24 protein-coding genes and 1 pseudogene are annotated in these 23426 nt (G+C 62.3%); 15 read left to right on the top strand and 10 right to left on the bottom strand.

Annotated elements, in window-relative coordinates; translation table 11 throughout:
* Positions 1 to 100: 100 nt before the first annotated feature.
* Positions 101 to 1123, bottom strand: a pseudogene (gene ilvA / locus KHO49_RS29990) (threonine ammonia-lyase, biosynthetic); the annotation flags it as partial.
* 301 nt (positions 1124 to 1424) lie between these two features.
* Here ilvA and KHO49_RS29995 point away from each other — a divergent pair.
* Both KHO49_RS29995 and map read left to right on the top strand, forming a co-directional pair.
* Positions 1425 to 1625 (top strand): ParD-like family protein, encoded by a 201-nt coding sequence (locus KHO49_RS29995; protein ID WP_213666410.1) that lies wholly within the window; start codon positions 1425 to 1427, stop codon positions 1623 to 1625.
* On the top strand, positions 1622 to 2386 hold the full coding sequence (gene map, locus KHO49_RS30000) for a type I methionyl aminopeptidase (protein ID WP_110597033.1): 765 nt from the start codon (positions 1622 to 1624) through the stop codon (positions 2384 to 2386). Before KHO49_RS29995 ends, map begins: the two co-directional genes overlap by 4 nt.
* A 3-nt stretch (positions 2387 to 2389) precedes the next feature.
* On the opposite strand, the gene KHO49_RS30005 is transcribed toward map, so the two are convergent.
* Positions 2390 to 3331 (bottom strand): magnesium transporter CorA family protein, encoded by a 942-nt coding sequence (locus tag KHO49_RS30005; RefSeq protein WP_213666411.1) that lies wholly within the window; start codon positions 3329 to 3331, stop codon positions 2390 to 2392.
* A gap of 7 nt (positions 3332 to 3338) precedes the next feature.
* Complete coding sequence (locus KHO49_RS30010; protein ID WP_102879267.1) at positions 3339 to 4925, bottom strand: RimK family ATP-grasp domain-containing protein; 1587 nt, start codon at positions 4923 to 4925, stop codon at positions 3339 to 3341.
* Positions 4926 to 5018: 93 nt separating this feature from the next.
* Here KHO49_RS30010 and rimI point away from each other — a divergent pair, with 93 nt between their 5' ends.
* The gene (gene rimI / locus KHO49_RS30015; protein WP_102879266.1) at positions 5019 to 6122 is read left to right on the top strand and encodes a ribosomal protein S18-alanine N-acetyltransferase; all 1104 of its coding nucleotides are present in this window, start codon (positions 5019 to 5021) and stop codon (positions 6120 to 6122) included.
* Positions 6123 to 6251: 129 nt separating this feature from the next.
* Here the strand turns inward: rimI and KHO49_RS30020 are convergent, their stop codons facing one another.
* From KHO49_RS30020 to lpxO, 3 genes are all read right to left on the bottom strand, one after another.
* The gene (locus KHO49_RS30020) at positions 6252 to 7403 is read right to left on the bottom strand and encodes a PQQ-dependent sugar dehydrogenase (RefSeq protein WP_102879265.1); all 1152 of its coding nucleotides are present in this window, start codon (positions 7401 to 7403) and stop codon (positions 6252 to 6254) included.
* A gap of 77 nt (positions 7404 to 7480) precedes the next feature.
* Entirely contained in the window at positions 7481 to 7855 is a 375-nt protein-coding gene (locus KHO49_RS30025) for a hypothetical protein (RefSeq protein ID WP_102879264.1), read from the bottom strand.
* 162 nt (positions 7856 to 8017) lie between these two features.
* Positions 8018 to 8917 (bottom strand): lipid A hydroxylase LpxO, encoded by a 900-nt coding sequence (gene lpxO, locus KHO49_RS30030; RefSeq protein WP_102863520.1) that lies wholly within the window; start codon positions 8915 to 8917, stop codon positions 8018 to 8020.
* On the opposite strand from lpxO, the gene KHO49_RS30035 reads away from it, so the two are divergent.
* The 4 genes from KHO49_RS30035 (at position 8880) to KHO49_RS30050 (ending at position 13296) form a co-directional block, all read left to right on the top strand.
* Positions 8880 to 9275 (top strand): hypothetical protein, encoded by a 396-nt coding sequence (locus tag KHO49_RS30035; protein ID WP_213666521.1) that lies wholly within the window; start codon positions 8880 to 8882, stop codon positions 9273 to 9275. The two genes, lpxO and KHO49_RS30035, sit on opposite strands and share 38 nt — an antisense overlap.
* Before the next feature lies 1 nt (position 9276).
* Positions 9277 to 10011: an alpha/beta fold hydrolase gene (locus tag KHO49_RS30040; protein ID WP_213666412.1), complete on the top strand. Its 735-nt coding sequence runs from the start codon at positions 9277 to 9279 to the stop codon at positions 10009 to 10011.
* A gap of 249 nt (positions 10012 to 10260) precedes the next feature.
* On the top strand, positions 10261 to 11847 hold the full coding sequence (locus KHO49_RS30045) for an ABC-F family ATPase (RefSeq protein ID WP_102863518.1): 1587 nt from the start codon (positions 10261 to 10263) through the stop codon (positions 11845 to 11847).
* Positions 11848 to 12108: 261 nt separating this feature from the next.
* The gene (locus tag KHO49_RS30050; RefSeq protein ID WP_102879261.1) at positions 12109 to 13296 is read left to right on the top strand and encodes an MFS transporter; all 1188 of its coding nucleotides are present in this window, start codon (positions 12109 to 12111) and stop codon (positions 13294 to 13296) included.
* Position 13297: 1 nt separating this feature from the next.
* Here the strand turns inward: KHO49_RS30050 and KHO49_RS30055 are convergent, their stop codons facing one another.
* Together KHO49_RS30055 and KHO49_RS30060 are read right to left on the bottom strand one after the other, a co-directional pair.
* The gene (locus tag KHO49_RS30055) at positions 13298 to 14335 is read right to left on the bottom strand and encodes an alpha/beta hydrolase family protein (protein WP_213666413.1); all 1038 of its coding nucleotides are present in this window, start codon (positions 14333 to 14335) and stop codon (positions 13298 to 13300) included.
* A 263-nt stretch (positions 14336 to 14598) separates the two neighbouring features.
* Complete coding sequence (locus KHO49_RS30060) at positions 14599 to 15210, bottom strand: FMN-dependent NADH-azoreductase (protein ID WP_213666414.1); 612 nt, start codon at positions 15208 to 15210, stop codon at positions 14599 to 14601.
* A 130-nt stretch (positions 15211 to 15340) separates the two neighbouring features.
* Here KHO49_RS30060 and KHO49_RS30065 point away from each other — a divergent pair, with 130 nt between their 5' ends.
* Complete coding sequence (locus KHO49_RS30065; RefSeq protein ID WP_102879258.1) at positions 15341 to 16249, top strand: LysR substrate-binding domain-containing protein; 909 nt, start codon at positions 15341 to 15343, stop codon at positions 16247 to 16249.
* Between the two features lie 11 nt (positions 16250 to 16260).
* Positions 16261 to 16605: an MmcQ/YjbR family DNA-binding protein gene (locus KHO49_RS30070; protein ID WP_213666514.1), complete on the top strand. Its 345-nt coding sequence runs from the start codon at positions 16261 to 16263 to the stop codon at positions 16603 to 16605.
* Here the strand turns inward: KHO49_RS30070 and KHO49_RS30075 are convergent.
* The gene (locus KHO49_RS30075) at positions 16602 to 17024 is read right to left on the bottom strand and encodes a DUF1294 domain-containing protein (protein ID WP_213666415.1); all 423 of its coding nucleotides are present in this window, start codon (positions 17022 to 17024) and stop codon (positions 16602 to 16604) included. The genes KHO49_RS30070 and KHO49_RS30075 overlap by 4 nt on opposite strands.
* Positions 17021 to 17851: an undecaprenyl-diphosphate phosphatase gene (locus tag KHO49_RS30080; RefSeq protein ID WP_102879255.1), complete on the bottom strand. Its 831-nt coding sequence runs from the start codon at positions 17849 to 17851 to the stop codon at positions 17021 to 17023. The genes KHO49_RS30075 and KHO49_RS30080 overlap by 4 nt, the downstream gene beginning before the upstream one ends.
* A gap of 295 nt (positions 17852 to 18146) precedes the next feature.
* Here KHO49_RS30080 and KHO49_RS30085 point away from each other — a divergent pair, with 295 nt between their 5' ends.
* From KHO49_RS30085 to fapC, 6 genes are all read left to right on the top strand, one after another.
* Entirely contained in the window at positions 18147 to 19781 is a 1635-nt protein-coding gene (locus KHO49_RS30085; protein ID WP_102880051.1) for a methyl-accepting chemotaxis protein, read from the top strand.
* Positions 19782 to 19869: 88 nt separating this feature from the next.
* On the top strand, positions 19870 to 20433 hold the full coding sequence (pnuC, locus tag KHO49_RS30090; RefSeq protein ID WP_213666416.1) for a nicotinamide riboside transporter PnuC: 564 nt from the start codon (positions 19870 to 19872) through the stop codon (positions 20431 to 20433).
* The gene (locus KHO49_RS30095) at positions 20430 to 20954 is read left to right on the top strand and encodes an AAA family ATPase (protein WP_213666417.1); all 525 of its coding nucleotides are present in this window, start codon (positions 20430 to 20432) and stop codon (positions 20952 to 20954) included. Before pnuC ends, KHO49_RS30095 begins: the two co-directional genes overlap by 4 nt.
* Positions 20955 to 21283: 329 nt before the next feature.
* Positions 21284 to 21736 (top strand): functional amyloid chaperone FapA, encoded by a 453-nt coding sequence (gene fapA / locus KHO49_RS30100; RefSeq protein WP_213666418.1) that lies wholly within the window; start codon positions 21284 to 21286, stop codon positions 21734 to 21736.
* A gap of 1 nt (position 21737) precedes the next feature.
* On the top strand, positions 21738 to 22316 hold the full coding sequence (fapB, locus tag KHO49_RS30105) for a fibril amyloid subunit FapB (protein WP_213666419.1): 579 nt from the start codon (positions 21738 to 21740) through the stop codon (positions 22314 to 22316).
* 63 nt (positions 22317 to 22379) lie between these two features.
* Positions 22380 to 23375, top strand: coding sequence for an amyloid-like fimbrin subunit FapC (fapC, locus tag KHO49_RS30110; RefSeq protein WP_213666420.1), 996 nt, complete (start codon positions 22380 to 22382; stop codon positions 23373 to 23375).
* The last annotated feature ends 51 nt before the right edge of the window (positions 23376 to 23426 follow it).

The raw sequence follows: 23426 nt of genomic DNA on the forward strand, positions 1-23426 counted from the left end.
CCGGGCGGCGTTCCGCTTGCCGGCGAAGAGGCCTGAAAGGCGGGTGCCGCCCTAGCCGGCATCTTCGCTGGCAAGCTCGCGTCTACATCGGCAGGCTGCTCAAGGCGGCGCGTTCGACGACGTGGCGCAGGCTGTCGAAATTGATGTTGGCGCCGGAGTCGATGGCCACCAGGGTCTGGCCGCTGCTGCCGCTGCGGGCTACGTATTCCTTGATCCCGGCCACCGCCAGGGCGCCCGACGGCTCGGTGATGGAGCGGGTGTCGTCGTAGATGTCCTTGATCGCGGCGCACAACTGGTCGTTGCTGACGCTGATCACCTGATCCACGTGATGGCGGCAGATCTGGAAGCCATGCTCGCCGATCTGCGCCACTGCAACGCCGTCGGCAAAGGTCCCGACCCGGGGCAATACCACCCGTTCCCCCGCGGCGAGCGCCTGTTGCAGGCAATTGGAATGCTCGGATTCGACACCCACGATACGGATCTCCGGCCGCAGGTATTTGACGTAGGCGGCGATCCCGGCGATCAACCCACCACCGCCCACCGGGACGAAGATCGCGTCCAGCGCCCCCTGTTGCTGGCGCAGGATCTCCATGGCCACGGTGCCTTGGCCGGCAATCACATGGGGGTCATCGAAAGGTGAAACAAAGGTGCCCCCAGTGCGCTGGGCCAGGCTCAGGGCGTGGGCCAGGGCAAAGGGAAAGCTTTCGCCATGCAGGATCGCCTCGGCGCCACGACTGCTTACGCCCAATACCTTGAGCTCAGGAGTGCTGTCGGGCATGACGATGCTGGCCTTGATCCCCAGCTCCCGCGCGGCCAGGGCCACACCCTGGGCATGATTGCCGGCGGACGCGGTGACCACCCCGCGCTGCCTTTGCTCGGCGGTGAGCTGGGCCAGACGGTTATAGGCGCCGCGGATCTTGAAGGAAAAGGTCGGCTGCAGGTCTTCGCGCTTGAGCAGGATCTGGTTGCCCAGCCGCTGCGACAAGGCGGGCGCCGCCTGCAGCGGCGTGCAGATCGCCAAGTCGTAGACCGGCGCGGCGAGGATCATCTTCACATAGCGTTCCAGCAGGGCCATGTCGGCGCTGGGCTGGGGCGTGCTGGCAAGACGGCTGGGGCAATGCATGATGGATCTCCTGGCTGTGTTCGGAGCCCGGGAGACAGAGAGAAAAAACCCGCCTCCAGGGCGGGTTGGGTGCAGTCGTCAGCAAGCCCGCCAATCAGGAATGGCGGTAATAATGCTTGGCTGGGAACGATTGGCAGAAAAAGTCATGGACCGGAAACTAACCGCGCCAGCCCCTGGCGGTCAACGCATTTCTGCGAGGCTCACGCACAGCAACACCGCTCCCCCACCTGCTCCCCGCTTGCGGCTGACTATACGAAACATATACGATTCATATATTCCCTCAAGAGAGCCCCCTATCCACATGGGTATCGTCAAAATCTCCGATGAACTGCACCAGCAGATCCGCGTCGCCAGCGCCGCCATGGACCGCTCGATCAACGCCCAGGCCGAATTCTGGATCAAGATCGGTCTCTTGGCCGAGCTCAACCCACACCTGGCCTATAACGACCTGATCAACAAACTGCTGCTGGACAAACCCGACCTGCTCAGGGGGCGCCCATGACCCAGGCCCTGATCAAGACTCCGGAACAACTGGCGCTGATGCGCGAATCCGGGCGCCTGCTAGCCCAGGTGTTCGACTTTCTCGACGGTTTTGTCGCCGCCGGCCTGTCCACCCTGGAGCTGGACAGCGCGGTGGAACATTTCATCCGCCATGAGCTCAAGGCACGCCCGGCGAGCAAGGGTCAGTACAACTACCCCTACTGCATCAACACCTCGATCAACGAAGTGGTGTGCCACGGCATGCCTCATCCCAAGGCGGTGCTCAAGGACGGGGATATCGTCAACATCGACATCACCCTGGAAAAGCACGGCTACATCGCCGACGCCAGCAAGATGTACCTGATCGGCCAGGTCGGCCCCAAGGCTCAACGCCTGGTCGACACCACCTTCGAGGCCATGTGGGCGGCGATCAAGGTGGTGCGCCCGGGCGCTCGCCTCGGCGACATCGGTCATGCCATCCAGTCTCACGCCGAAGCCAGGGGTTACAGCGTGGTCCGCGAATACTGCGGCCACGGCATTGGCCGGCAGATGCACGAAGAACCGCAGATCCTGCACTTCGGCCGCCCAGGCACCGGCCTGGAACTGCGCGAAGGCATGGTCTTCACCATTGAACCCATGCTCAACCAGGGCAGTGCCCGGGTCCGCGGGCTCAAGGACGGCTGGACCGTGGTCACCCGCGACCATGGCCTTTCCGCCCAGTGGGAACACACGGTAGCGGTGACCCGCGACGGTTTCGAAGTGCTGACCCTGCAAGCGTCTTAAGGCTCACACGACCTTGTCGCCATGGCCGGTGAGCCGACGCAGCCCCAGGGACATGGCCCCAGCGGCCAGCAACATGGCCAGCAGCAACAGCGAGTAGGCGACCCACCACGGCGTGCCTGCGGTCATCATGCTGAATTCGGACATGCCGCCGATGCTGGCAATCAGGTTGAGCGGCAGGAACACCACGTTGATCAGGGTCAGTTTGCGCAGCAACTGGTTGGTGCTGTTGTTCATCAGGTTGCCCCGGGCATCCATCAGCCCGGCGAACACCGTGGAGTAGATCTCCGCCTGCTTGTAACACTGGTTGTTCTCGATGATCAGGTCGTCGATCAGGCCGATGGCCTGGCTGCCGAACTGCTCCTTCTCGGCGTGGTTGCGCAGGCGGGTCAGCAGCGCGCCGTTGCTGTGCAAGGCATTGAGGTAATAGATCAGGCTCTCGCTGAGATTGAACATCTGCATCAGGTGGCGGTTTTCCATCGAGCTGTTGAACTTGTGCTGCAGCTCCCGGGCCACCAGCTTGATCACCTTGAGGTGGCCCAGGTAGTGATGGATGTTGTTGAACAGCAGGTCCAGCAGCACATCCAGCGGGCTGTGCAGGTTGTGCCGCGCCCCCAGCCCTTGGAGCGGCGTATCGTCGGGAGCGATCACCAGCAACCGGTCCGCAGAAAACAGCAGGCCGCAGGACGACACCTCGAAGGACAGGCTACCGCCGCCGGAATAGTTTTCCGGGCGCTTCCAGATCAGGAACAGGTAATCGGGATGAAACTCGATGCGCGACACCTCGTCCGGGTCCAGCGCCGAGGCCAGGGCGTGCTCATCGAGCTTGAAGGCACTGTGCAGCAAATCACGCTCTGCCAGGTCCGGGTTGCTGAACAGCATGACCTGGGCATCCAGTTCCGGGACGGCTTGCAGGCCGCCATGGGCCAGTCGATAGCTGTGGATCATCGCCGCCTCACCAGGCCTGGCCGCGACGCTTGAGCTCCAGGCGGCGCACGAACTCTTCCAGTACCAGGGAATACAGGTCGTCCTGCAGGTAGGCGTCCTCGATACCGGCGTCGAGATTGGGGTTGTCGTTGACCTCGATCACCACCACCTTGTCGCCGGACTGCTTGAGATCGACCCCGTACAGACCGTCGCCGATCAGGTTGGCCGTCTTCACGGCCAGCTCCACCACGGCCCGCGGCGCCTCGTGTACCGCCAGGGTGCGGCACTCGCCGTTGATGTCCTGGCCCTTGGCCTTGTGGTTGTAGATCTGCCAGTGGCCCTTGGACATGAAGTACTGGCAGGCAAAGATCGGCTTGCGGTTGAGCACGCCAATGCGCCAGTCGTACTCGGTGTAGAAGAACTCCTGGGCCAGCAGCAGCACCGAGTGCTCGAACAGTTCGGCGGTGGCCGCCAGCAAGGCCTGTTGGCTCTCGACCTTGATCACGCCTCGCGAGAAACAGCCATCGGGAATCTTCAGCACCAAGGGAAAGCCCAGGCGTTCGCCGACCCGTTCGAAGTCTTCCGGTCGCTCCTTGTAGAGGATCTCGGTGGCGGGCATCCCCAACTGATGGCCCTTGAGCAGGTCAGTGAGGTAGACCTTGTTGGTGCAGCGCAGGATCGAGGTGGGGTCATCCATCACCACCAGCCCTTCACTCTCGGCCTTCTTGGCAAAACGATAGGTGTGGTTGTCGACGCTGGTGGTTTCGCGAATCAGCAACGCATCGTATTCGGCAAGACGGGAGTAATCCTTCTTCTCGATCAACTCCACATCGATGCCCAGCCCCTTGCCAACCCGGATGAAGCTTTCCAGCGCCCGGGCATTGGAAGGCGGCAGGACTTCTTGGGGATCGTGAAGTATCGCCAGGTCATAACGGGCCAACTGCCTTGAGCGTGGAATACGCCAGACCTTGCGACTGAAACTGTCCAGAGAGTTGGCGAACTGATCTTCCTGATCCTCTCGCAACTTATGCAAGGCCCCGGACTTCACGCCTTCGATACGCCATGTGTTAGTTCGTTTGAAATCAACTAACAAGATCGGACACGGAAACAGCTCGAACAACTGACGAGCCAGTTCCTGCAAGGGCTCGATATGGGTCCGGCCAAAATACAGCGTCAGGGTAAAACCTTCGGTATCACTGTAGAGGTGATTGCTCAGGGCTTTTTCCAGGGCCTTGTCCAGGTCGTCCAGGGCCAATCCATAGAGGGCCTTGCGGGTCAGTTCACTGATGGTCCGTACCGATGGAATCACCCGGTGGCCGCGGGCTTCAGCCAGCAGCGAGCAGTAGTAGCCGTGTCCCAGGTACTTGTAGCTGCGGCACAGGTTGATCACCTGAACCCGTTTTCCCGGAGCACGTTCGCGGCTCTGCTCGAGGTACTCCTGGGCCGTGAGAATATCTTCACTGGGAAAGTAGGAAGCCCAGTCTTCCTTGCGTTCGACAATGATAATCACCTGACTTGAAGCTTTATCCCCTGGGGAAAAATAACTTGCCGAAGTGATTGTCGCCGGCAAACTTTGCTCGGATACTTCTCGCCAATGACCTTGTACCGCTGACATAAAGTTCGCTCTCGCTTAAGAACCTGACCCTTTCTATTAAGCACGAACTTTTTTCGAAGTCTCGTTTCGTTACGCAACTTTTACGGCGGTTATATGGATCTTGTCTTTCGCACTGCAACCCCCGACGATCTGCCGGCGCTGGTGGCCCTGGAACAGCAATGTTTCACCAGCGACCGGCTGACTCCACGCAGCTTCCAATGGATGATCAGCCGCGCCCACGGGCAACTGCTGGTGGCCGAGCATCAGGCGCGATTGCTGGGCTATGCCGTGGTGCTGTTTCATCGCGGCACCTCGCTGGCGCGGCTGTACTCCATCGCCATTGCCGAAGACGCCCGGGGCCTTGGCCTGGGCCGGCGCCTGCTGCAACGGATCGAGGCCTGTGCCCTGGAACACGACTGCGCCTATCTGCGCCTGGAAGTGCGCACCGACAACCCGGCCGCGATTGCCCTGTACGAACGCCATGGCTACCGGCGTTTTGCCCGCATCCACGACTACTACGAAGACCACGCCGACGCTTTGCGCCTGGAGAAACGCATTCTCCAGCACCGTGAGACCCGCAGCATCCGCGTGCCCTACTACCAGCAGACCACCGACTTCACCTGCGGTCCGGCCTGCTTGCTGATGGCCATGGCCGCCCTGCAGCCATCGCGGCCCCTGGAGCGCCGAGAGGAACTGCAGATCTGGCGTGAAGCCACCACCGTATTCATGACCGCCGGCCATGGCGGCTGCAGCCCCCAGGGCCTGGCGCTGTCCGCCTGGCGCCGCGGCTTTGCCGTGCGCCTGCAGGTCAACAGCGCCGGGCCACTGTTTCTCAGCGGCGTGCGCGACGAGCATAAAAAGGACGTCATGCGCCTGGTCCACGACGAGTTCTGCAAGGAGCTGGATGCCAGCGATGTGCAACAGGTACTGGGTGGCCCTCTGGACCTGCCGAGGTTACTGAGTGCGGGCGGCCAGCCCCTGGTGCTGATCAGCAGCTATCGCCTGACCCGCTCCAAGGCGCCCCATTGGGTGATAGTCACCGACTGCGACGAGGACTTCGTCTACCTGCATGACCCGGATGTCGACCATAGCCAGCATCGCCAGCCGATGGACTGCCAGCACCTGCCGGTCAGCCACAGCGAGTTCGACAAAATGTGCAGCTTCGGCAGCAGCAAACTGCGGGCCGCCGTCATCCTCTCCACGCGCCCCCAAGCGTAGGAGCCGGCTTGCCGGCGCAGCGGCCCTGCCCTCGCCGCCGCCCTTGGCTGGCGAGCCAGCTACAGCAGCGAGCTGGCTCGGTGTTGGGGATGGGGATGGGGATGGGGATGGGGATGGGGATGGCGCGGATTATTCCAGGCCAACCTTGTACAGGCCGCCCTGATCTTCGTCGGTGAGGATGTAGAGATAACCGTCCGGGCCCTGGCGCACGTCACGGATACGCGCATTGAGGTCGCCCAGCAGGCGCTCTTCATGGGTGACACGGTCGCCGTCAAATTGCAGGCGGATCAGTTCACGGCTGGCCAGGGCGCCGATGAACAGGTTGTGCTGCCAGGGTTTGAAGCGATCACCGTCATAGAACGCCATGCCGCTGATGCCGGGTGACTTCTCCCAGACATGATGAGGGCCCACGGTGCCTGGCGCTGTCTGGCCACCGGCCTCGGGAATCGGTTGGCCGGAGTAGTTGACCCCGTGAGTCGCCAGAGGCCAGCCGTAGTTCTTGGCCCGTTCGATGAGGTTGATCTCGTCACCGCCCTTGGGTCCGTGCTCGTTCTCCCACAAGGTGCCGCTCCAGGGGTTGAGCGTCGCGCCCTGTGGATTGCGGTGGCCGTAGCTCCAGATCTCCGGACGCACCCCGGGCTGGCCGACAAAGGGGTTGTCGTCCGGCACCCGGCCATCGGCGTACAGGCGCACGATCTTGCCCTGGAGTTTGTCCAGGTCCTGGGCGGTGGCCCGGTTGTTGTTCTCGCCCAGGGTGATGAACAGGTAGCCGTCGCGGTCGAACACCAGGCGAGAACCGAAGTGGTTGCCGGTGGACAGCTTCGGCTCCTGGCGGAAGATCACCTTGAAGTCCTTGAGCCCGCTCAGGTCGTCGGCCAATCGGCCCCGGCCGACCGCAGTGCCGGCTGTGCCGTTCTCGCCACCGCCTTCGGCGTAGGACAGATACACCAGGCGGTCCTGCTTGAAGTCCGGCGACAGCACCACGTCCAGCAAGCCGCCCTGGCCATTGGCCCAGACCTTGGGCACCCCGTTCAAGGGGGCCGAAAGCTTGCCGTCCGGGCTCACCAGCCGCAGGCTGCCGGGACGCTCGGTGACCAGCATGCCTTGGCGATCCGGCAGGAAGGCCAGGGCCCAGGGGTGGTTCAAACCTTGCACCAGCGGCGTCAGGCTCAGAGTGCCCTGCTCGCTGGGAAACGACTGTTCGCCCGCCGCCGAGACCGGCAACGCGCTGCCCAGCAGGACGCTGGCGCACAAGGTGGCGAAAAGGGTTTTACGCAACATGCTCGCTTCCTTCTGTGGATCAAGAAATTCCCTCGCGCCCCAGGCAGGCGGCGCCGACAACGCAGTACACCGGCATCTTAGCGCCGGTTGTTCGGATCGTTGGCTCGGGGGCTTTGCACTCGGGGATCGGGGTTGGGGCGCTGCACGCCGCCCCGGGGATAACCGTTGCCGATACCGCCGTTCTCCAGGGTGGGCCGCCGGACGCTGGGGGCGGTGCTAGGGCCGCGCACAGGCGGGCTGATGGGCTGGGTGCCCTGCATGCTGTTGGGATTGGCCCGGCGAATGGGGTTGCTGTAGGGATCGTTGTTGCCGCTGTTGGGCAGGTTCTGCGCCAGCAGCAGAGTGCTGGGCAAGTGCGGGGACGGGAGCGGTTCAGGAGCGGCGGCCCAGACGGCGCCACTGGCCCAACTCAGCGCGATGAATGCGGCAAACCTGCGAGCCAGACTGTTCATGACAAGCCTCCTGAAGAGCGACAAGGTATCGAATACGATTCCACGCTACGCCCAGGGTTCGCCTTTGTTAATTAAATAATCCTGCAGAACATGTAACACCCGGTATCCGCGGCCCGCCATTGGCGGCGCCGCGTTACCGCTGTGCAGAAGGCGGATGGCCCATCAGATATAGATGAACAGCAACAGCAGTGCGGCGAAGATCGCCCACTTTTCCAGGTAGTAACGGGTGCGGTTGCGCTTCTTCAGTTCCTTGCCCCGCAGGCGGATCTTATACAGCTTGTTGAAGGCACGGTTCAGGCCACCGGTCTTGTCCCCGGCATCGTTGGGCGAACCGGCAGCGGACATCACCGTGCGGCTGAACCAGCCGTTGAACGCCGCAGCCCAGCGATACTTCATCGGCCGCTCCACGTCGCAGAACAGAATGATGCGGTTCTGATCGGTGGTGTTTTCCGCGTAGTGGATATAGGTCTCGTCGAACATCACCGCTTCGCCGTCGCGCCAGTGATAGCGCTCGCCATCGACCTCGATGTAGCAGCCTTCGTTGTTCGGCGTGGACAGCCCCAGATGGTAGCGATAGGAACCGGCATACGGATCGCGGTGACGCACCAGCTTGGAGCCCGGTGGCAGCTCGGCAAACATCGCTGCCTTGATCGAGCCGATGCTCTGCACCAGCTCGGTGGTGCGCGGGCACAGCTTCATCGCCGAAGGGTGGCTGTCGCCGTACCACTTCAGATAGAAGCGTTTCCAGCCGGTCTTGAAGAACGAGTTGAAACCCACATCGTTGTACTGATCCGAGCGCTTGATCTCACCGGCCTGCAACAGGTTCTGGCCCTCGGCACGAATCTCTTCCCAGTGTTCCTGCAGCTTGTTCATCTCGGGAAAGTCGGCCGGGTCCAGGTAGGGCCGGTTGGGAAACTTGGAGAACAGATAAAGGAAGCAGTTGATGGGGGCCAGGAAGGTGGAGTGATCACTCAGTTGGCGACCCAGCTTGTGGCGCACGCGCCCCCGCAGGTGTACGTACGCAATGGATAAAACGTATACAGCGGCAATGATGAGTTTCACGGAAATTGTCACACTTCAGAAGAGAGCATGCTGCGCCCCTGAAAGCCCGAAGGGCCAAAGGCAAATGGCAGCGTCTGAGTTGAAAAAAGCGCAATCGGCGAACATCTTCGTCGTCGATCCGACCCTCGGCGTCCGGCCGTCGGATCGCATTTTAGCCACAGTTTGTAACCAATGGTTAACTCAAATTTGTGAAAAGCTGCGCGACTTCTGTCGAAATTTGCCTGTATTGCGCCAGGTTTTGCCTCAGCTCAATAAAATGCCCTCCAGCGCTCTGGCCGGCACAAACGGGCTGCGTTGGCCGGACTCCCGAGGTATCCTGCCGAGCGCTTTTTTCTTTGTACCCGGCAAGGATCGCTGAATTGATCGACCCCACACCGCTCCCGATCCTGGTCCTGCTGCCTGGAATGGATGGCACCGGCAGGCTGTTCGACCCCCTGCTCCACGCCCTGCCCCCGAACGTAGCGGTGCAGGTGCTGCGCTATCCCCCCGATCAGGTGCTGGACTACCCCGCCCTGGTAGAGCGGGTATGGCAACAACTGCCGCTGGACCGTCCTTTCGTGTTGCTGGGCGAGTCGTTTTCCGGGCCGGTGGCCGTCAGCATCGCCGCCCGACGACCCAGCGCCTTGCTGGGGCTGGTGCTGTGCAGCAGCTTTGTGCGCAATCCACGTTCGGCACTGGCGCCGCTGTCACCGTTGCTCAAGCTGCTGCCCTTGCGACACCTGCCATTCTGGCCGATGGATGCCTTGTTGCTCGGCGGTTTTTCCACTGCCTCCCTGCGCAGCGCCCTGGCGGCAGCCATCGCCCAGGTAACGCCCCAAGTACTGCGGGCCCGGTTGCAGTCAGTGATTGCGGTGGATGCTAGCCAGGCCCTGGTGGCCACGGATGTACCGCTGCTTTACCTCCAGGCCCGCCACGACCGGCTGGTGCCGGCCTCGGCATCCATCCTGATCCGGCAACTGCGCAAGGACGCCCGGCTGGTGGCCATAGACGGCCCCCACTGCCTGCTTCAGGCCGCACCCACTGAGGCCGCCATGCACTTGCAGCGGTTCATGCACGAGTTGGCTCAGGCCCGGGTTGCACTTAACGGCAGTTGAACATCGGCCATTGCGGCGAAAATCCCTACCCGAGCGTCATACAACTGCTCGGTTACATATGCGACAATGCGCACAAATTCCAACATGCACCCCGCACTCTTTGCTCAGCAACCCGGCCCCGTCGCCGGAATGTTGCGCTCGACGTACGCCCGCTGGCTCAGTTCCACACCCAGACCGGCCCGACCTGGAAGGCTCCAGATCGCGCTTCGTGGATTCAAGGCTGGCGCTAAATCATTGGTAGGTAAGTAATTGATCTCCACAGCTAACATCACCATGCAGTTCGGCGCCAAGCCACTGTTCGAGAACGTTTCGGTCAAGTTCAACGGTGGCAACCGTTACGGCCTGATCGGCGCCAACGGTTGCGGCAAGTCGACCTTCATGAAAATCCTCGGTGGCGACCTCGAGCCGTCCGGCGGCCAGGTCATGCTGGAGCCGAACGTGCGCCTGGGTAAACTGCGCCAGGACCAGTTCGCCTACGAAGAATTCACCGTGATCGACACCGTGATCATGGGTCACGAAGAGCTGTGGAAGGTCAAGGCCGAGCGCGACCGCATCTACTCGCTGCCGGAAATGACTGAAGAAGACGGCATGGCCGTGGCCGAGCTGGAAACCGAATTCGCCGAGATGGACGGCTACACCGCCGAATCCCGCGCCGGTGAGCTGCTGCTGGGCCTGGGCATTCCCCTGGAACAGCATTTCGGCCCGATGACCGAAGTCGCTCCAGGCTGGAAGCTGCGGGTGCTGCTGGCCCAGGCACTGTTCTCCGATCCGGAAGTGCTGCTGCTGGACGAACCGACCAACCACCTGGACATCAACACCATCCGCTGGCTGGAAAACATTCTCACGGCGCGTAACAGCACCATGATCATCATTTCCCACGACCGGCACTTCCTGAACAGTGTCTGCACCCACATGGCCGACCTGGACTACGGCGAGCTGCGCCTGTTCCCGGGCAACTACGACGAGTACATGATCGCCGCGACCCAGTCCCGCGAGCAGCTGCTGTCGGACAACGCCAAGAAGAAAGCCCAGATCGCCGAACTGCAGACCTTCGTCAGCCGCTTCTCGGCCAACGCCTCGAAAGCCAAGCAGGCCACTTCCCGGGCCAAGCAGATCGACAAGATCCAGCTGGCCGAAGTCAAGCCGTCGAGCCGGGTCAGTCCGTTCATCCGCTTCGAACAGACCAAGAAGCTGCACCGCCAGGCGGTGACCCTGGAGCGCATGTCCAAGGGTTTCGATGGCAAGACCCTGTTCCAGAACTTCAGCTTCACCGTCGAAGCCGGCGAGCGCGTGGCGATCATCGGCCCCAACGGTATCGGCAAGACCACCCTGCTGCGCACCCTGGTGGGCGAGCTGACCCCGGACGCCGGTACCGTCAAGTGGACTGAAAGCGCGGAAATCGGCTACTACGCCCAGGACCACGCCCATGACTTCGAAGACGACGTCAGCCTGTTCGACTGGATGGGCCAGTGGACCCAGGGCGAGCAGATGATCCGTGGCACCCTGGGCCGCATGCTGTTCTCCAACGACGAGATCCTCAAGTCGGTGAAGGTGATTTCCGGTGGTGAGCAAGGCCGCATGCTGTTCGGCAAGCTGATCCTGCAAAAGCCCAACGTGCTGGTGATGGACGAACCGACCAACCACTTGGACATGGAATCCATCGAGGCCTTGAACCTGGCCCTGGAAAACTACCCGGGCACCCTGATCTTCGTCAGCCACGACCGTGAATTCGTCTCGTCCCTGGCCACTCGCATCATCGAGTTGAGCCCAAGCGGCGTGACCGACTTCAGCGGCACCTACGACGACTATCTGCGTAGCCAGGGCGTGATGTTCTAAAGCGGCAGCCTGTTTCAAGCCACAAGCGTCAAGAGAAGCCCCGTCCGTTGTGACGGGGCTTTTTCGTATGCGCCCCCCCCCCCTCTCGTAGGAGCCGGCTTGCCGGCGAAAAGGCCCTTGAGTCGGCATTGCCCCTGAGAACGCCTTCGCTGGCAAGCCAGCTCCTACGGGGCGGAGGGGCAAGATAGTTAGCCTGCTTCCTTTTATGATCGCGGCACGCGATGATGCGGATCTCTAACCGCCGCCCGCGAACGAGCCTTCATGCCCGAGCCACAGACCTCCGCTCAAAGCTCCATGGCGATCACCCTGCAGATCGTCTCCATCGTCTTCTATACCTTTATCGCCTTCCTCTGCATCGGCCTGCCAATCGCGGTGCTGCCGGGCTACGTCCACGAACAGCTGGGCTTCAGCGCGGTGATTGCCGGGCTGACCATCGGCGCGCAATACCTGGCCACCCTGCTCAGCCGGCCCATGGCCGGGCGCATGTCGGACACCGTGGGCACCAAGCGCTCGATCATCTACGGCTTGCTGGGGATTCTCCTCAGCGGGCTTTTGACCCTGATTTCAGTGTGGCTGGAACACTGGCCACTGCTGAGCCTTGCCGTGCTGTTGGGCGGACGCCTGCTGCTGGGCGTGGCCCAAGGCTTGATCGGGGTCGGCACCATCAGTTGGTGCATGGGCCAGGTGGGCGCGGAACACACGGCACGCTCGATTTCCTGGAACGGCATTGCCTCCTACGGCGCCATTGCCATCGGCGCGCCGCTGGGGGTGGTGATGGTTGAGCAATACGGTTTCACCAGCCTGGGCATCGCCCTGTCGGTTCTGGCGGTGCTGGCCCTGCTGCTGATTCGCAACAAACCCTCGGTGCCGGTGATTCGCGGCGAGCGCCTGCCGTTCTGGGCGGTCTTCGGGCGCATTGCCCCCTTCGGCGCCAGCCTCAGCCTGGCCTCCATCGGCTATGGCACCCTGACCACCTTCATCACCTTGTTCTACCTGAGCCGCGGCTGGACCGGCGCCGCCTATTGCCTGACGGTGTTCGGGGTGTGCTTCATCTGCTCGCGGTTGCTGTTCATCTCCAGCATCAGCCGCTTTGGCGGCTTTCGCTCGGCCATTGCCTGCATGTGCGTCGAAACCCTGGGGCTGGCCCTGCTCTGGCTGGCACCGTCCACGGCCTGGGCGCTGATCGGCGCCGGGCTCACCGGCTTCGGCTTGTCGCTGGTGTACCCGGCGCTGGGGGTGGAAGCCATCAAACAAGTGCCCAACAGCAGCCGCGGTGCCGGTTTGAGTGCCTATGCGGTGTTTTTCGATCTGGCCCTGGCCATCGCCGGCCCCTTGATGGGCGCGGTGGCGCTGAACCTGGGGTATTCGTGGATTTTCTTCTGCGCCGCCCTGCTCTCGATCACCGGCCTGGGACTGACGCTGCTGCTCAAGCGCCGGGCCGGTGCCTGAGTTACTGGTCGGCGGTCTGCATCCCTGCCCGGCTCGGCCGGCCCAGGGTATGGGTGAAGAACTTGCCGGCTTCGGCAATCAGGTTGCGATGGATATCCTCGCGGTCGACGCCGTCGGCATCGGTGCACAGGGCCGGCATGGCCGCCAACTGCTCGACGCTGCACGGCGCCATGAACACGAAGTGCCCGGCGCCGGCCAGCAGCTTGAAGTCCGGGGCCACGGGCAGCTTGCGCGCCAGGGCCGCGGCATTCTTGTCCAGGGCCACCAGCTGGTCGCCATCGCCGCTGTAGAGCAGCACGGGCACATGCACCCCGGCCAGGGTCTGGCGACCGAATTTCAGGCTCAGGGGCGCCATCAGCATCAGTGCATGCACCCGCGGGTCGGCCACTGGCTGCAGATCCTCGCGGTCGACAATCAGTTCGCCCTGGGTATTGCAGGCATCGCGATCATCAGGACGTTCCTGGCAGTAACGCCGCAGGCGGTCCAGGTCAGGCGTGGCGCCGGACAGGATCAAGGCGGTCTCGCCGCCGGCGGAATAACCGATGACCCCGACCTGATCGGCATTGACGAAGGGCGACAGCATCGGGTCGCCAAGGGTGGCGGTTATGGCTTCGGAAATCTGGATCGGCCGTCCGTAGAGGTTGCTCAAGGTGCCCAGGCGGCTGTGGTCCTTGGAGTTGTCACCGGGATGAATCACCGCCACCACGACAAAACCCTTGCGTGCCAGGGACGTCGCCAGGTCATGCAGGGCCAGGGGTGTACCGGTATTGCCGTGGGACAGCATCAGCATCGGGAAGCGGCCGATGGCGACCTTGGCATCCCGGGATGCGGCGATCTGATACCCCTCGACCCGACTGGGGTGCTCGATGCCGGTGGACGGGTAAAAGGCAATGGCGCGCATCGGCTGCAGGTCCAGGGGATCGAGAAAGCTCATCTCATGAAAGCCCACGCTCCAGTGCGGGTGTGGCGCGGGAGCGGCCTGCACTGAAATCGGGCTGCCGAGCAGGCACATCAGTAACACTGCACAAACACGCTTCATCACACGCCCACCTTTGCCGCCGGATCGAGAAAGCCCGTTACCCCTGCCATCCCTTGCTGCCAAGGCCTTGAAGCAAAATTGGCCCGTCAGTGCGAATGCACCGCCAGGGAGCACGACTCCCAGCCTCGAAAAACCTGCATAACCTGGGCCAGCAACACTGAGAACGCCCACAAAAAAACTCCGCATTCTGATCACTTCAAGCAGTCATCAGAATACGGAGTCTAGTGGCGCTTGCCGTGCCGGAAAGCGTCTTTACACAAGCCTTAAGCCGCGGCGAAGAGCTGTTCGCTGATCTGCGCCTGGGCGTCGCTCATGGCTTTGTTGCGCACGTCTTCACCGTACCCCAGGCCGTGAGCGCGAACGAATTCGATATCGGTGATACCGAGGAAGCCGAACAGCACCTTGAGGTAGTCCTCATGAGCCGCCCCAGTGGCCTGGCCGACATGCAAGCCGCCGGAGGTGGAGACCACTATGACCTTCTTGCCGCCGCACAGGCCTTGCGGGCCGGCTTCGGTGTAGCGGAAGGTCTGGCCGGCCACGGCGATGCGGTCGATCCAGGCCTTGAGCTGGGTCGGGATGGTGAAGTTGTACATGGGCGCCGCAATCAACACTGCGTCGGCGGCCTGGAATTCGGCCAGGGCCTGGGCGCTGAGTTCGGCTTCGTGCTTTTGCGCAGCATCACGCAGCTCGGCGGCGGTACCGGCGGCCACCAGGGTCGCAGCGGAGAAGTGGCTGATGGCATCGCCGGCCAGGTCGCGATAGGTCACTGCCAGGTCAGGCTGGGCGGTTTTCCAGGCCTGGACCACGGCGTGGCTCAGTTGGCGGGACGCCGAGTTGTCACCCAGGATGCTGGAATCGATATGCAAGAGTTTCATGTGGGATCTCCAAGTGAGGACCGCCACTGGGCGATCGGATGCTGGCAATCCTACAGATGAATTCAATAGCTGATTAGTCGGCATAAATGCGATAGTTCGTCCCATCAGCAGGACAATCGAGCCTTTCCCCATGCAAGACCTCAACGATCTCTATTACTTCGCCAAAGTGGTGGAAGCCGGTGGCTTCGCCGCCGCCGGGCGCCAATTGGGCATTCCCAAGTCGCGTCTGTCGCGGCGCATCGCCGAACTGGAGGAGCGTCTCAAGGCCCGGCTGCTGCAGCGCACGACCCGGCAGCTCAAGCTCACCGCCGTGGGCGAGCGCTACCTGCGCCATTGCCAGGCCATGTTGCTGGAAGCGGAGATGGCCGACGAAGCCGTGGCCAGCATGGCCAGCGAACCCCGGGGACGCCTACGGGTGTCGAGCCCGGTGGGCCTGGCCCATGAATTGCTGACGCCACTGGTGAGCAGCTTTCTGGAGAAATACCCGCAGGTGCAGCTGGAGATGCTGTTGCTCAACCGCCGTGTCGACCTGGTGACCGAAGGCATAGATGTGGCCCTGCGAGTACGCGAGCAAGGCGACGAAGACCCTTTGTTGGTCACCCGGCGTCTGCGCCCGGCGCAAACGGCGATGGTCGCCTCCCCGGCCTTCCTGCGGGACAACCCGGTGACCCACCCGCAAGACCTGAGGCACCTGCCCATACTCGGCGCCCTAGAGGCCGACCGGCTGGTACACCTGCGGCTGCTGGATCAACAGGGCAACGCCTGCGACCTGGCCCTGGAAGCGCGCCTGGGCATCGATGACTTCATCGTCCGTCGCGCCTGCGCCCTCGCCGGCCTGGGCTGCACCGTGCTGCCGATGCTGTACTGCGAGGCCGAACTGGCCAGCGGTCAGCTGGTGCAACTGCTCCCCGAGTGGTCACTGCCCGGCGGCTGGCTGCAAGCGGTGTATCCTCACCGCCGGGGTGTATTGCCGGCCGTGCGGGCCTGGATCGAACACCTGAGTGAATCCTTCGAACGTTGTGGAGAACGTGCCCTGTGAAAGCTGCAACCCTGAATGAAGAGCAAGTGGCGCAATTCTGCCTGGGCCTGCCAGGCGCGCGGGAAGACTACAAATGGGGCGGCGTGCGGGTGTTCTCGATTGCCGGCAACAAGATGTTTGCGTTGCAGAACCTGCGGGGCGAGTCCCTGGCCTTCAAAGTCGACCGGGAACTGTTTCTTGGCCATGTCGATCGTCCGGGCATTGCCCCGGCGCCCTATCTGGCCCGGGCTCACTGGATCATCATGCACAGCCCCTACCCGCTGGGGGCCGAGGAACTCAAGGCCTTGCTGCAGGCGTCCCATCAATTGGTGGTGAGCAAGCTGCCCAAGCGCACCCAGGTCGGCCTGCTGCTCTAGAACAGGCTCAGCAGCCCGCTTTCCAGGAACAACCGATCAATCCAATAGACCTGATGCAAGGCCACGATCAGCCAGAACAGCGCCTGATAGGACACCTTGCGGGTCTTGTGCCGCAACAGTTGCTGAGCCAGCAAGGCACCGGGCCAGCCACCGGCCAGCTCCAGAGCGTGCAGGACCTTCTCCGGCGTGCGCTGCCCCTCGGCCCTGGCCCGGCGCTTGTCGTGCCAGTACAGCAGGAAGGTCAACAGGCTGACGGCGCCATAGGCGACCAGGGGGATGATCGAGATTGCTCGCCACCACAGGGATAACGAGCCGAACAACGGCAGTGCGCACAGCAGGACCCATACCAGCAACTTGAGCTTCAGATTGTGGATGCGCGCGCCACTGCCGGCGCGCGGTTCGCTGCGGCCCGTCGTCACGGCTGGACCGCCGTCCAGTCGACCCAACCGAACTGCCAGGTCGCCAGGATCAGCAGGCCGAAGGCAATGCGATACCAGGCAAACGCCGCATAGCTGTGGCTGGCAATGAACTTCAGCAGGCCCTTGACCGCGATCATGGCGAAGATGAAGGCCGTGACGAAGCCGATGGCGAACACCGGAAAATCATCCGGCTGGAACAGGTCGCGGTACTTGTAGCCGGAGTACACCGCGGCCCCCACCATGGTGGGCATCGCCAGGAAGAACGAGAACTCGGTGGCGGTCTTGCGCGACAGGCCGAACAGCAGCCCGCCAATGATGGTCGAGCCGGAACGCGAGGTCCCCGGGATCATTGCCAGGCATTGGGCGCAACCGACCTTGAGCGCGTCCTTCCAGGTAATGTCGTCCACCGTCTCGGCATGTACCTGATGCTGCCGGCGCTCGGCCCACAACATGATGATGCCGCCAACCACCAGGGCCGAAGCCACGGTGATGGGGTTGAACAGGTAAGCGTGAATCAGGTCGGCGAAGATCACCCCCAGCACCACCGCTGGCAGGAAAGCGATCAGCAGGTTGACGGTGAAGCGCTGGGCCTTGGGTTGGGTGGGCAAGCCCAGTACCACATCGAAGATCTTGCGCCGAAATTCCCAGACAACCGCAAGAATCGCCCCCAGTTGAATGATGATGTTGAAGGCCATCGCCCGCTCGCCCCCAAAGTCGAGCAAGTCGGCGACGATGATCTGGTGCCCGGTACTGCTGATGGGTAAAAACTCGGTCAGGCCTTCGACAATCCCAAGTATCAATGCCTGCGCGGCGGTCCAAAAATCCATCAATCCCCCATAAGGCGATGCTCCAGGCATGCCTCTTTTTTAAGTATTCAAAGCCATTACTGCGACGAGCGTAGCCGAGTTTTCGGCGCCCATAAGATCAACACAAACCTATGAAAATTCTGTGAAAAATTCAGAAAGGTTCAGGTTTTGCGTGAAGGCGCCGAAATCCTAACAGACAGGCGCAAAATGCGCCTGTGGTGTTATTGGACTTCCGTAGGGTTGGCGCTCGAAGGCAGGCGTGCTTGGATGCTCACGGCCTTTTATGACAAGAACAAGAATCTGGAGTGACCGGATGATGAATAGCTTACGCAAGATGTCCATCAGTCAGCGTTTGTGGCTGATCCTGATCGTGGCGGTGCTGACCCTGGTGACCTTGGGCGTGATGATGCTCAAGCAGATTCATGGCGACCTGTACCAGGCCAAGGCGCAGAAGACCCAGCACGTGGTGCAGACCGCCGCCGGCGTGCTCACTTACTACCAGGGCCTGGAAGCCGCCGGCAGCATGAGCCGCGAACAGGCACAGAAACAGGCGCTGCAGGTGATTCGCGGGCTGCGCTACAACCAGAACGACTACTTCTGGATCAACGATCTGACGCCGGTCATGATCATGCACCCGGCCAACCCCAAGCTCGACGGACAGAACCTGGCGGCAGTCAAGGACCCGGACGGCTTCGAAGTGTTCAACGAAATGGTGGCCCTGGCCAAGTCCAAGGGCGCCGGCATGGTGGACTATCGCTGGCCCAAGCCCGGGGCCGAGCAGCCGGTACAGAAGACCTCCTATATCCAGCTGTTCCAGCCCTGGGGCTGGATCATCGGCTCCGGGATCTACATCGATGACCTGCAACAGGAGTTCTATGCCCAGGTACTGCGGGCCTCCTCTGTCGGCCTGGTGATTGCCCTGCTGATGGCGGGCCTGGTGGTACTGATCGTGCGCAGCATCGTCAGCCCGCTGCGCGAGACCGTGCACGCCATGGCCAATATCGCCAGCGGCGAAAGCGACCTGACCCGCAGCCTGGATACCCATGGCCAGGATGAAGTCACCGAGCTGGCCCGACACTTCAACGGTTTCACCGCCAAATTGCGTGGGGTCGTGACGCAGTTGCAGACCAGCGCCGCGGCCCTGGAACAGTCCTCCAACGAGCTGGGCAGCAACGCCGCCGAGGCCCAGGAGCGCAGCCAGCAACAGTCCCAGCAGATGGAACAGGTGGCCGCAGCCATCAGTCAGGTCACCAGTGGCGTTCAGGATGTTGCGAGAAATGCCGAGCACGCCGCCAGTGAAGTGCGCGAGGCCGAAGCCCAGGCCCAGCAAGGCCAGGTCAATATCGACGGCAGCCTGCAGCAGATCGATCAGCTGTCGAGCACCATCGATCAGGCGGTGGAAGTGATCCGCACCCTGGCGGCAGAAAGCACCCAGATCGGCACCGTACTGGAAGTGATCCGCTCCATTGCCGAACAGACCAATCTGCTGGCCCTGAACGCCGCCATCGAGGCGGCCCGGGCCGGGGAACAGGGTCGGGGTTTTGCCGTGGTGGCCGACGAGGTGCGCCTGCTGGCCCAGCGCACCCAGCAATCGACCGCAGAAATCCAGGGCATGATCGAGCGCTTGCAGAATCACTCGGAAGCGGCGGTCAAGGTGATTGGCGACAGCAGCCGCGCGTCGCAGTTGACCATCGAGCAGGCGGGCCTGGCCGGTACCAGCCTCAATGCCATCGGCCAGGCACTGCGCACCCTCAACGGCCTGAACGCCTCGATTGCCAGCGCCACCCTGCAACAGGCCCATGTGGTGGAAGACATCAACCACAACGTCGGCCAGGCGGCGGGCCTGTCCCAGGGCACCGCTCTGGCGGCCCAGCACTCCAGCGCCGCCAGCCGCCACCTCAAGGAGCTGTCGGAACAGCTCAATGGCCTGCTGCGTCAGTTCCGCGTCTGAGTCACTTCAGGGTCTGGGCCCCGGGCTGACGCCCAAGGCCCAGACTGGGTACAATCCGCCCCCTCCTCCACTTCCCCAAGGAACCGCCATGTCCGGGCTTGAACTGTTTGCCGCTGCGCTAGGCGTCATCGCCGTCTGGCTGACGGTTAAACAGAACCCCTGGTGCTGGCCCATCGGCCTGGTCATGGTGTTGCTCTACAGCTGGATCTTCTACGAGGTCAAACTCTATTCCGACATGCTGCTGCAGGTGGTCTACGCCGTGCTGCAGCTCTATGGCTGGTGGCAGTGGACCCGTGGCGGCGACCGCCATCAGGGGCGCCCGGTCAGCCAGTTGCAGCCCGTCGGCTTGTTCCAGGGCCTGACCCTCGGCGCGCTGGGCAGCCTGATGCTGGGAGCGGCCATGGCCCACTGGACCGATGCCGCGCAACCCTGGCTCGACGCCGCCCTGACCGCCTTCAGCCTGGTAGCCCAATGGTGGATGGCGCAGAAGCGCGTGCAATGCTGGCCGCTGTGGATCGCCGTGGATGTGATCTTCGTGGGTCTATTCATCTACAAGGAGCTGTACCTGACCGCGGCCCTCTACGCCCTGTTCACCCTGCTGGCGGTCCAGGGCTGGCGCACCTGGCGCGCCGACCCGGCGTTGCAGTCGTGAAGGTACTGGTGCTGACCGGCCCCGAGTCCAGTGGCAAAAGCTGGCTGGCGGCCGAGCTGCAAGCGCACTTCGGCGGCATCCAGGTGGGTGAGTACGTGCGCCACTTCATCGAGCAGGAGTGCCGCGATACCTGCCTGGCGGACATCCCCGAGATCGCCCGTGGCCAGTTGGCCTGGGAGGACCAGGCCCGGGCCCGGCAACCCGCCCTGCTGATTCTCGACACCCACCTGCTGAGCAACCTGCTGTGGAGCCGGACCCTGTTCGGCGACTGCCCGCCGTGGCTGGAAACCCAGTTGCTGGCCCGGCATTACCACCTGCACCTGCTGCTGTCCCCGGAGGATGTGGCCTGGAGCGACGACGGTCAGCGCTGCCAGCCGCAACTGGCGCAGCGTCAGGCTTTCTTCGACGCCACGCAGCAGTGGCTGGACCTGCACGCGCAGCCTTATCGGATCATTCGCGGCGATTGGCAGGAGCGCCGGCAGCAGGCCTTCGCCCTGGTTCGACAACTGCTGCTGGACTGATCCCGCCGCAGGTGCGCCCCACCAGAGTGTCCATTCCTGAAACACTCCCCTGGCGATCAGGCCGCCATTTTCGGGGGCGGCGCCCACTGTCGGCGAAACTGTTGCGCCACTGATACACCCCCGCAGCAACCCTTGTTCCAGAGCATTGTCCCGGTTATGGCCAATGGCCGTCGGTGGTGTCTGTCTCAATCCTGAAACACCTGCTGCGCCCTTTTTCCCAGCATTTTCCCAACCCATTGATTCTTCGCAAGAAATCAAAAGCGGCACGGCTTCTGCTCTCTCCCTCTCAACGCTGACTAGGGCCAGCACTGAGAAGAAGGAATACCGCCGTGGGGACTCTGAACAAAAGTTTCACCCGCATACTGCTGATCGGCTGTGCCGTCAGCGCGGTGTCCAGTCTTCCGGTTCTGGCGGCGGGCAATGGCGAGATCATCATCCAGCGCACCTTACAGGCACAGCCCCTTGGCCGTGCGCCTCTGCAGAAAGATCCCAATCCTGTTTCGGTCAATACCAACCCTTCAACGTTGGTCAATCAGATGACCGGCAATGAAATGACCGATGGCGATTTCGCCGGCATCAGGACTGGCGCGCTGATCCGCGGCACCGTGCTGTCCGGCAACAGCGGTGTACCGGGGATGAATGTCCTGAGCAACAGCAATAGCCATGGCCTGCCAGGCATGGCAGTGGGTCATGGTGGCGGCGCCGGGGCCAGTATTTCCGGCTCGATCAATCGGAGCATCAACACCGGCATGGCTCCCTTGAAAAATATCGGGGGCCAATAAGATGAATCGCTCAGTCCTGTTCCTTGCCTTGCTCGCCTGCTCCGGGGCCATGGCCGACTCCACCAATCAAGCCGCCGCCACCTCCAGCATCCAGAACTCCGGCACCGGCTACACAGGCAACTTCAACGTCAACCAGGCCGCCGGCGACCAGCAACAACAGACCAACGTACGGGCCATTGCCATCGGCACCAACGCCACGGCCACCACCAGCGTCAACCAACGCATCACCACGCCAGCCGACCGCTCGGTCAATACCAGCAGCACCATCGGCGGCAACTCTTTCAGCAACGGCAGCGGCGCACTGGGCGTGAACCAGTCGGCCGGGGCCAACAACCAGATGGCCAATGCCCTGCGGATCAGCATCAGCGCCAATCCGCAAAGCATTGACGACAGCGCCCTGTCCCAACAGAACGTGGCGCTGTTACCAAACTCGGGAGCAACTGGCACTCAACAAGGCAGCCGCCAGGTCGTTACCAGCGACCAGGCCTTCACCGGCAGCCGTGGAGTGATTCAGGTGAACCAGAGTGCCGGGGTGGGGAACCGAATGGCTAACACCCTGAGCATACGGGTCGCAGATTGACCCCTCGTAGTGCAATTAGAAAGTACCAACACTTAACCAACTAATAAGCACCGGAGAAACACCATGAAACCTACAATGGCTCTCAAACCACTGGTTTTCGCACTGGCCGCAGTCATGGCAATGGCCGCCCAGGCAGGTGGAAATAACAACGGTCACAACGGCGGTCATGGCAATGGCCATGACGATCATGATAGAGGTCCAGATCTCGGCACTCTGCTGCAAATCACCGCCGGGGCCGGTGCTGCAGTGATCGACGTGCAGACCAGCACCTCCAACGTGGTGAAAAACCAGGGCACCAACAACAACGCCAAGATGGACAACTCCCTCAACAACTCCAACGGCAACATGGGCGCCAACGTCGCCGCCGGCGACGGCAACCAACAAGACAACGCCGCTGCCCTGGCAACCGCTGACGAAAGCTTCATCTTCGGCAGCGCCGTGGCAGCTTCCAGCGCCACCCAGATCAATAGCAACAACCATGTGAAAAACTCTTCGACACAGAACAACGCTGTGTTGAACAACTCCGGCAACAACGGTTCCGGCAACATCGGCATCAACGTCACCGCCGGCAACTTCAACCAACAGAAAAACAACCTGGCCATCGCCGTGTCCGGCGGTCGCGTGGCAACCGCAGCAGCGGCGGCCAACCAGTCTACGACCAATCTGGTCGTAGAGAACAAAGGCGTCCAGGCCTACAAAAAAGACACCCTCTCGGGCGGCTTCGTGGCCTACGGCACCTATAAAGGCACCGGCAGCGGCAAGATCGAAGGCGACGATCATCACGGCGGCGGCTATGGCAATAACAACCGCGGTGGTGGCCACGACAACGACGATCAAAAATTCACCTTCAAGGAACAAGGCACCATCGAACTGGCTGGCTACTGGACCCAGCAAGTGCTGACCAAAGACGGCTGGAAAAACCCAGTGGTCAACAACGCCAGCATGACCAACTCGATGAACGGCTTCTCCGGCAACGGCGGCGCCAACGTCTCGGCTGGTGTGGGCAACCAACAAAGCAACTCGCTGTCCATCGCCGCTGGCTGCAAAGCCTGCATGTAATCGCGATCGTAACGAAAGCCCCGGAAACGGGGCTTTTCCACAGTCCGACTC

This window comes from Pseudomonas sp. RC4D1, from assembly GCF_018390395.1.
GTDB classification, from domain to species: domain Bacteria; phylum Pseudomonadota; class Gammaproteobacteria; order Pseudomonadales; family Pseudomonadaceae; genus Aquipseudomonas; species Aquipseudomonas danubii.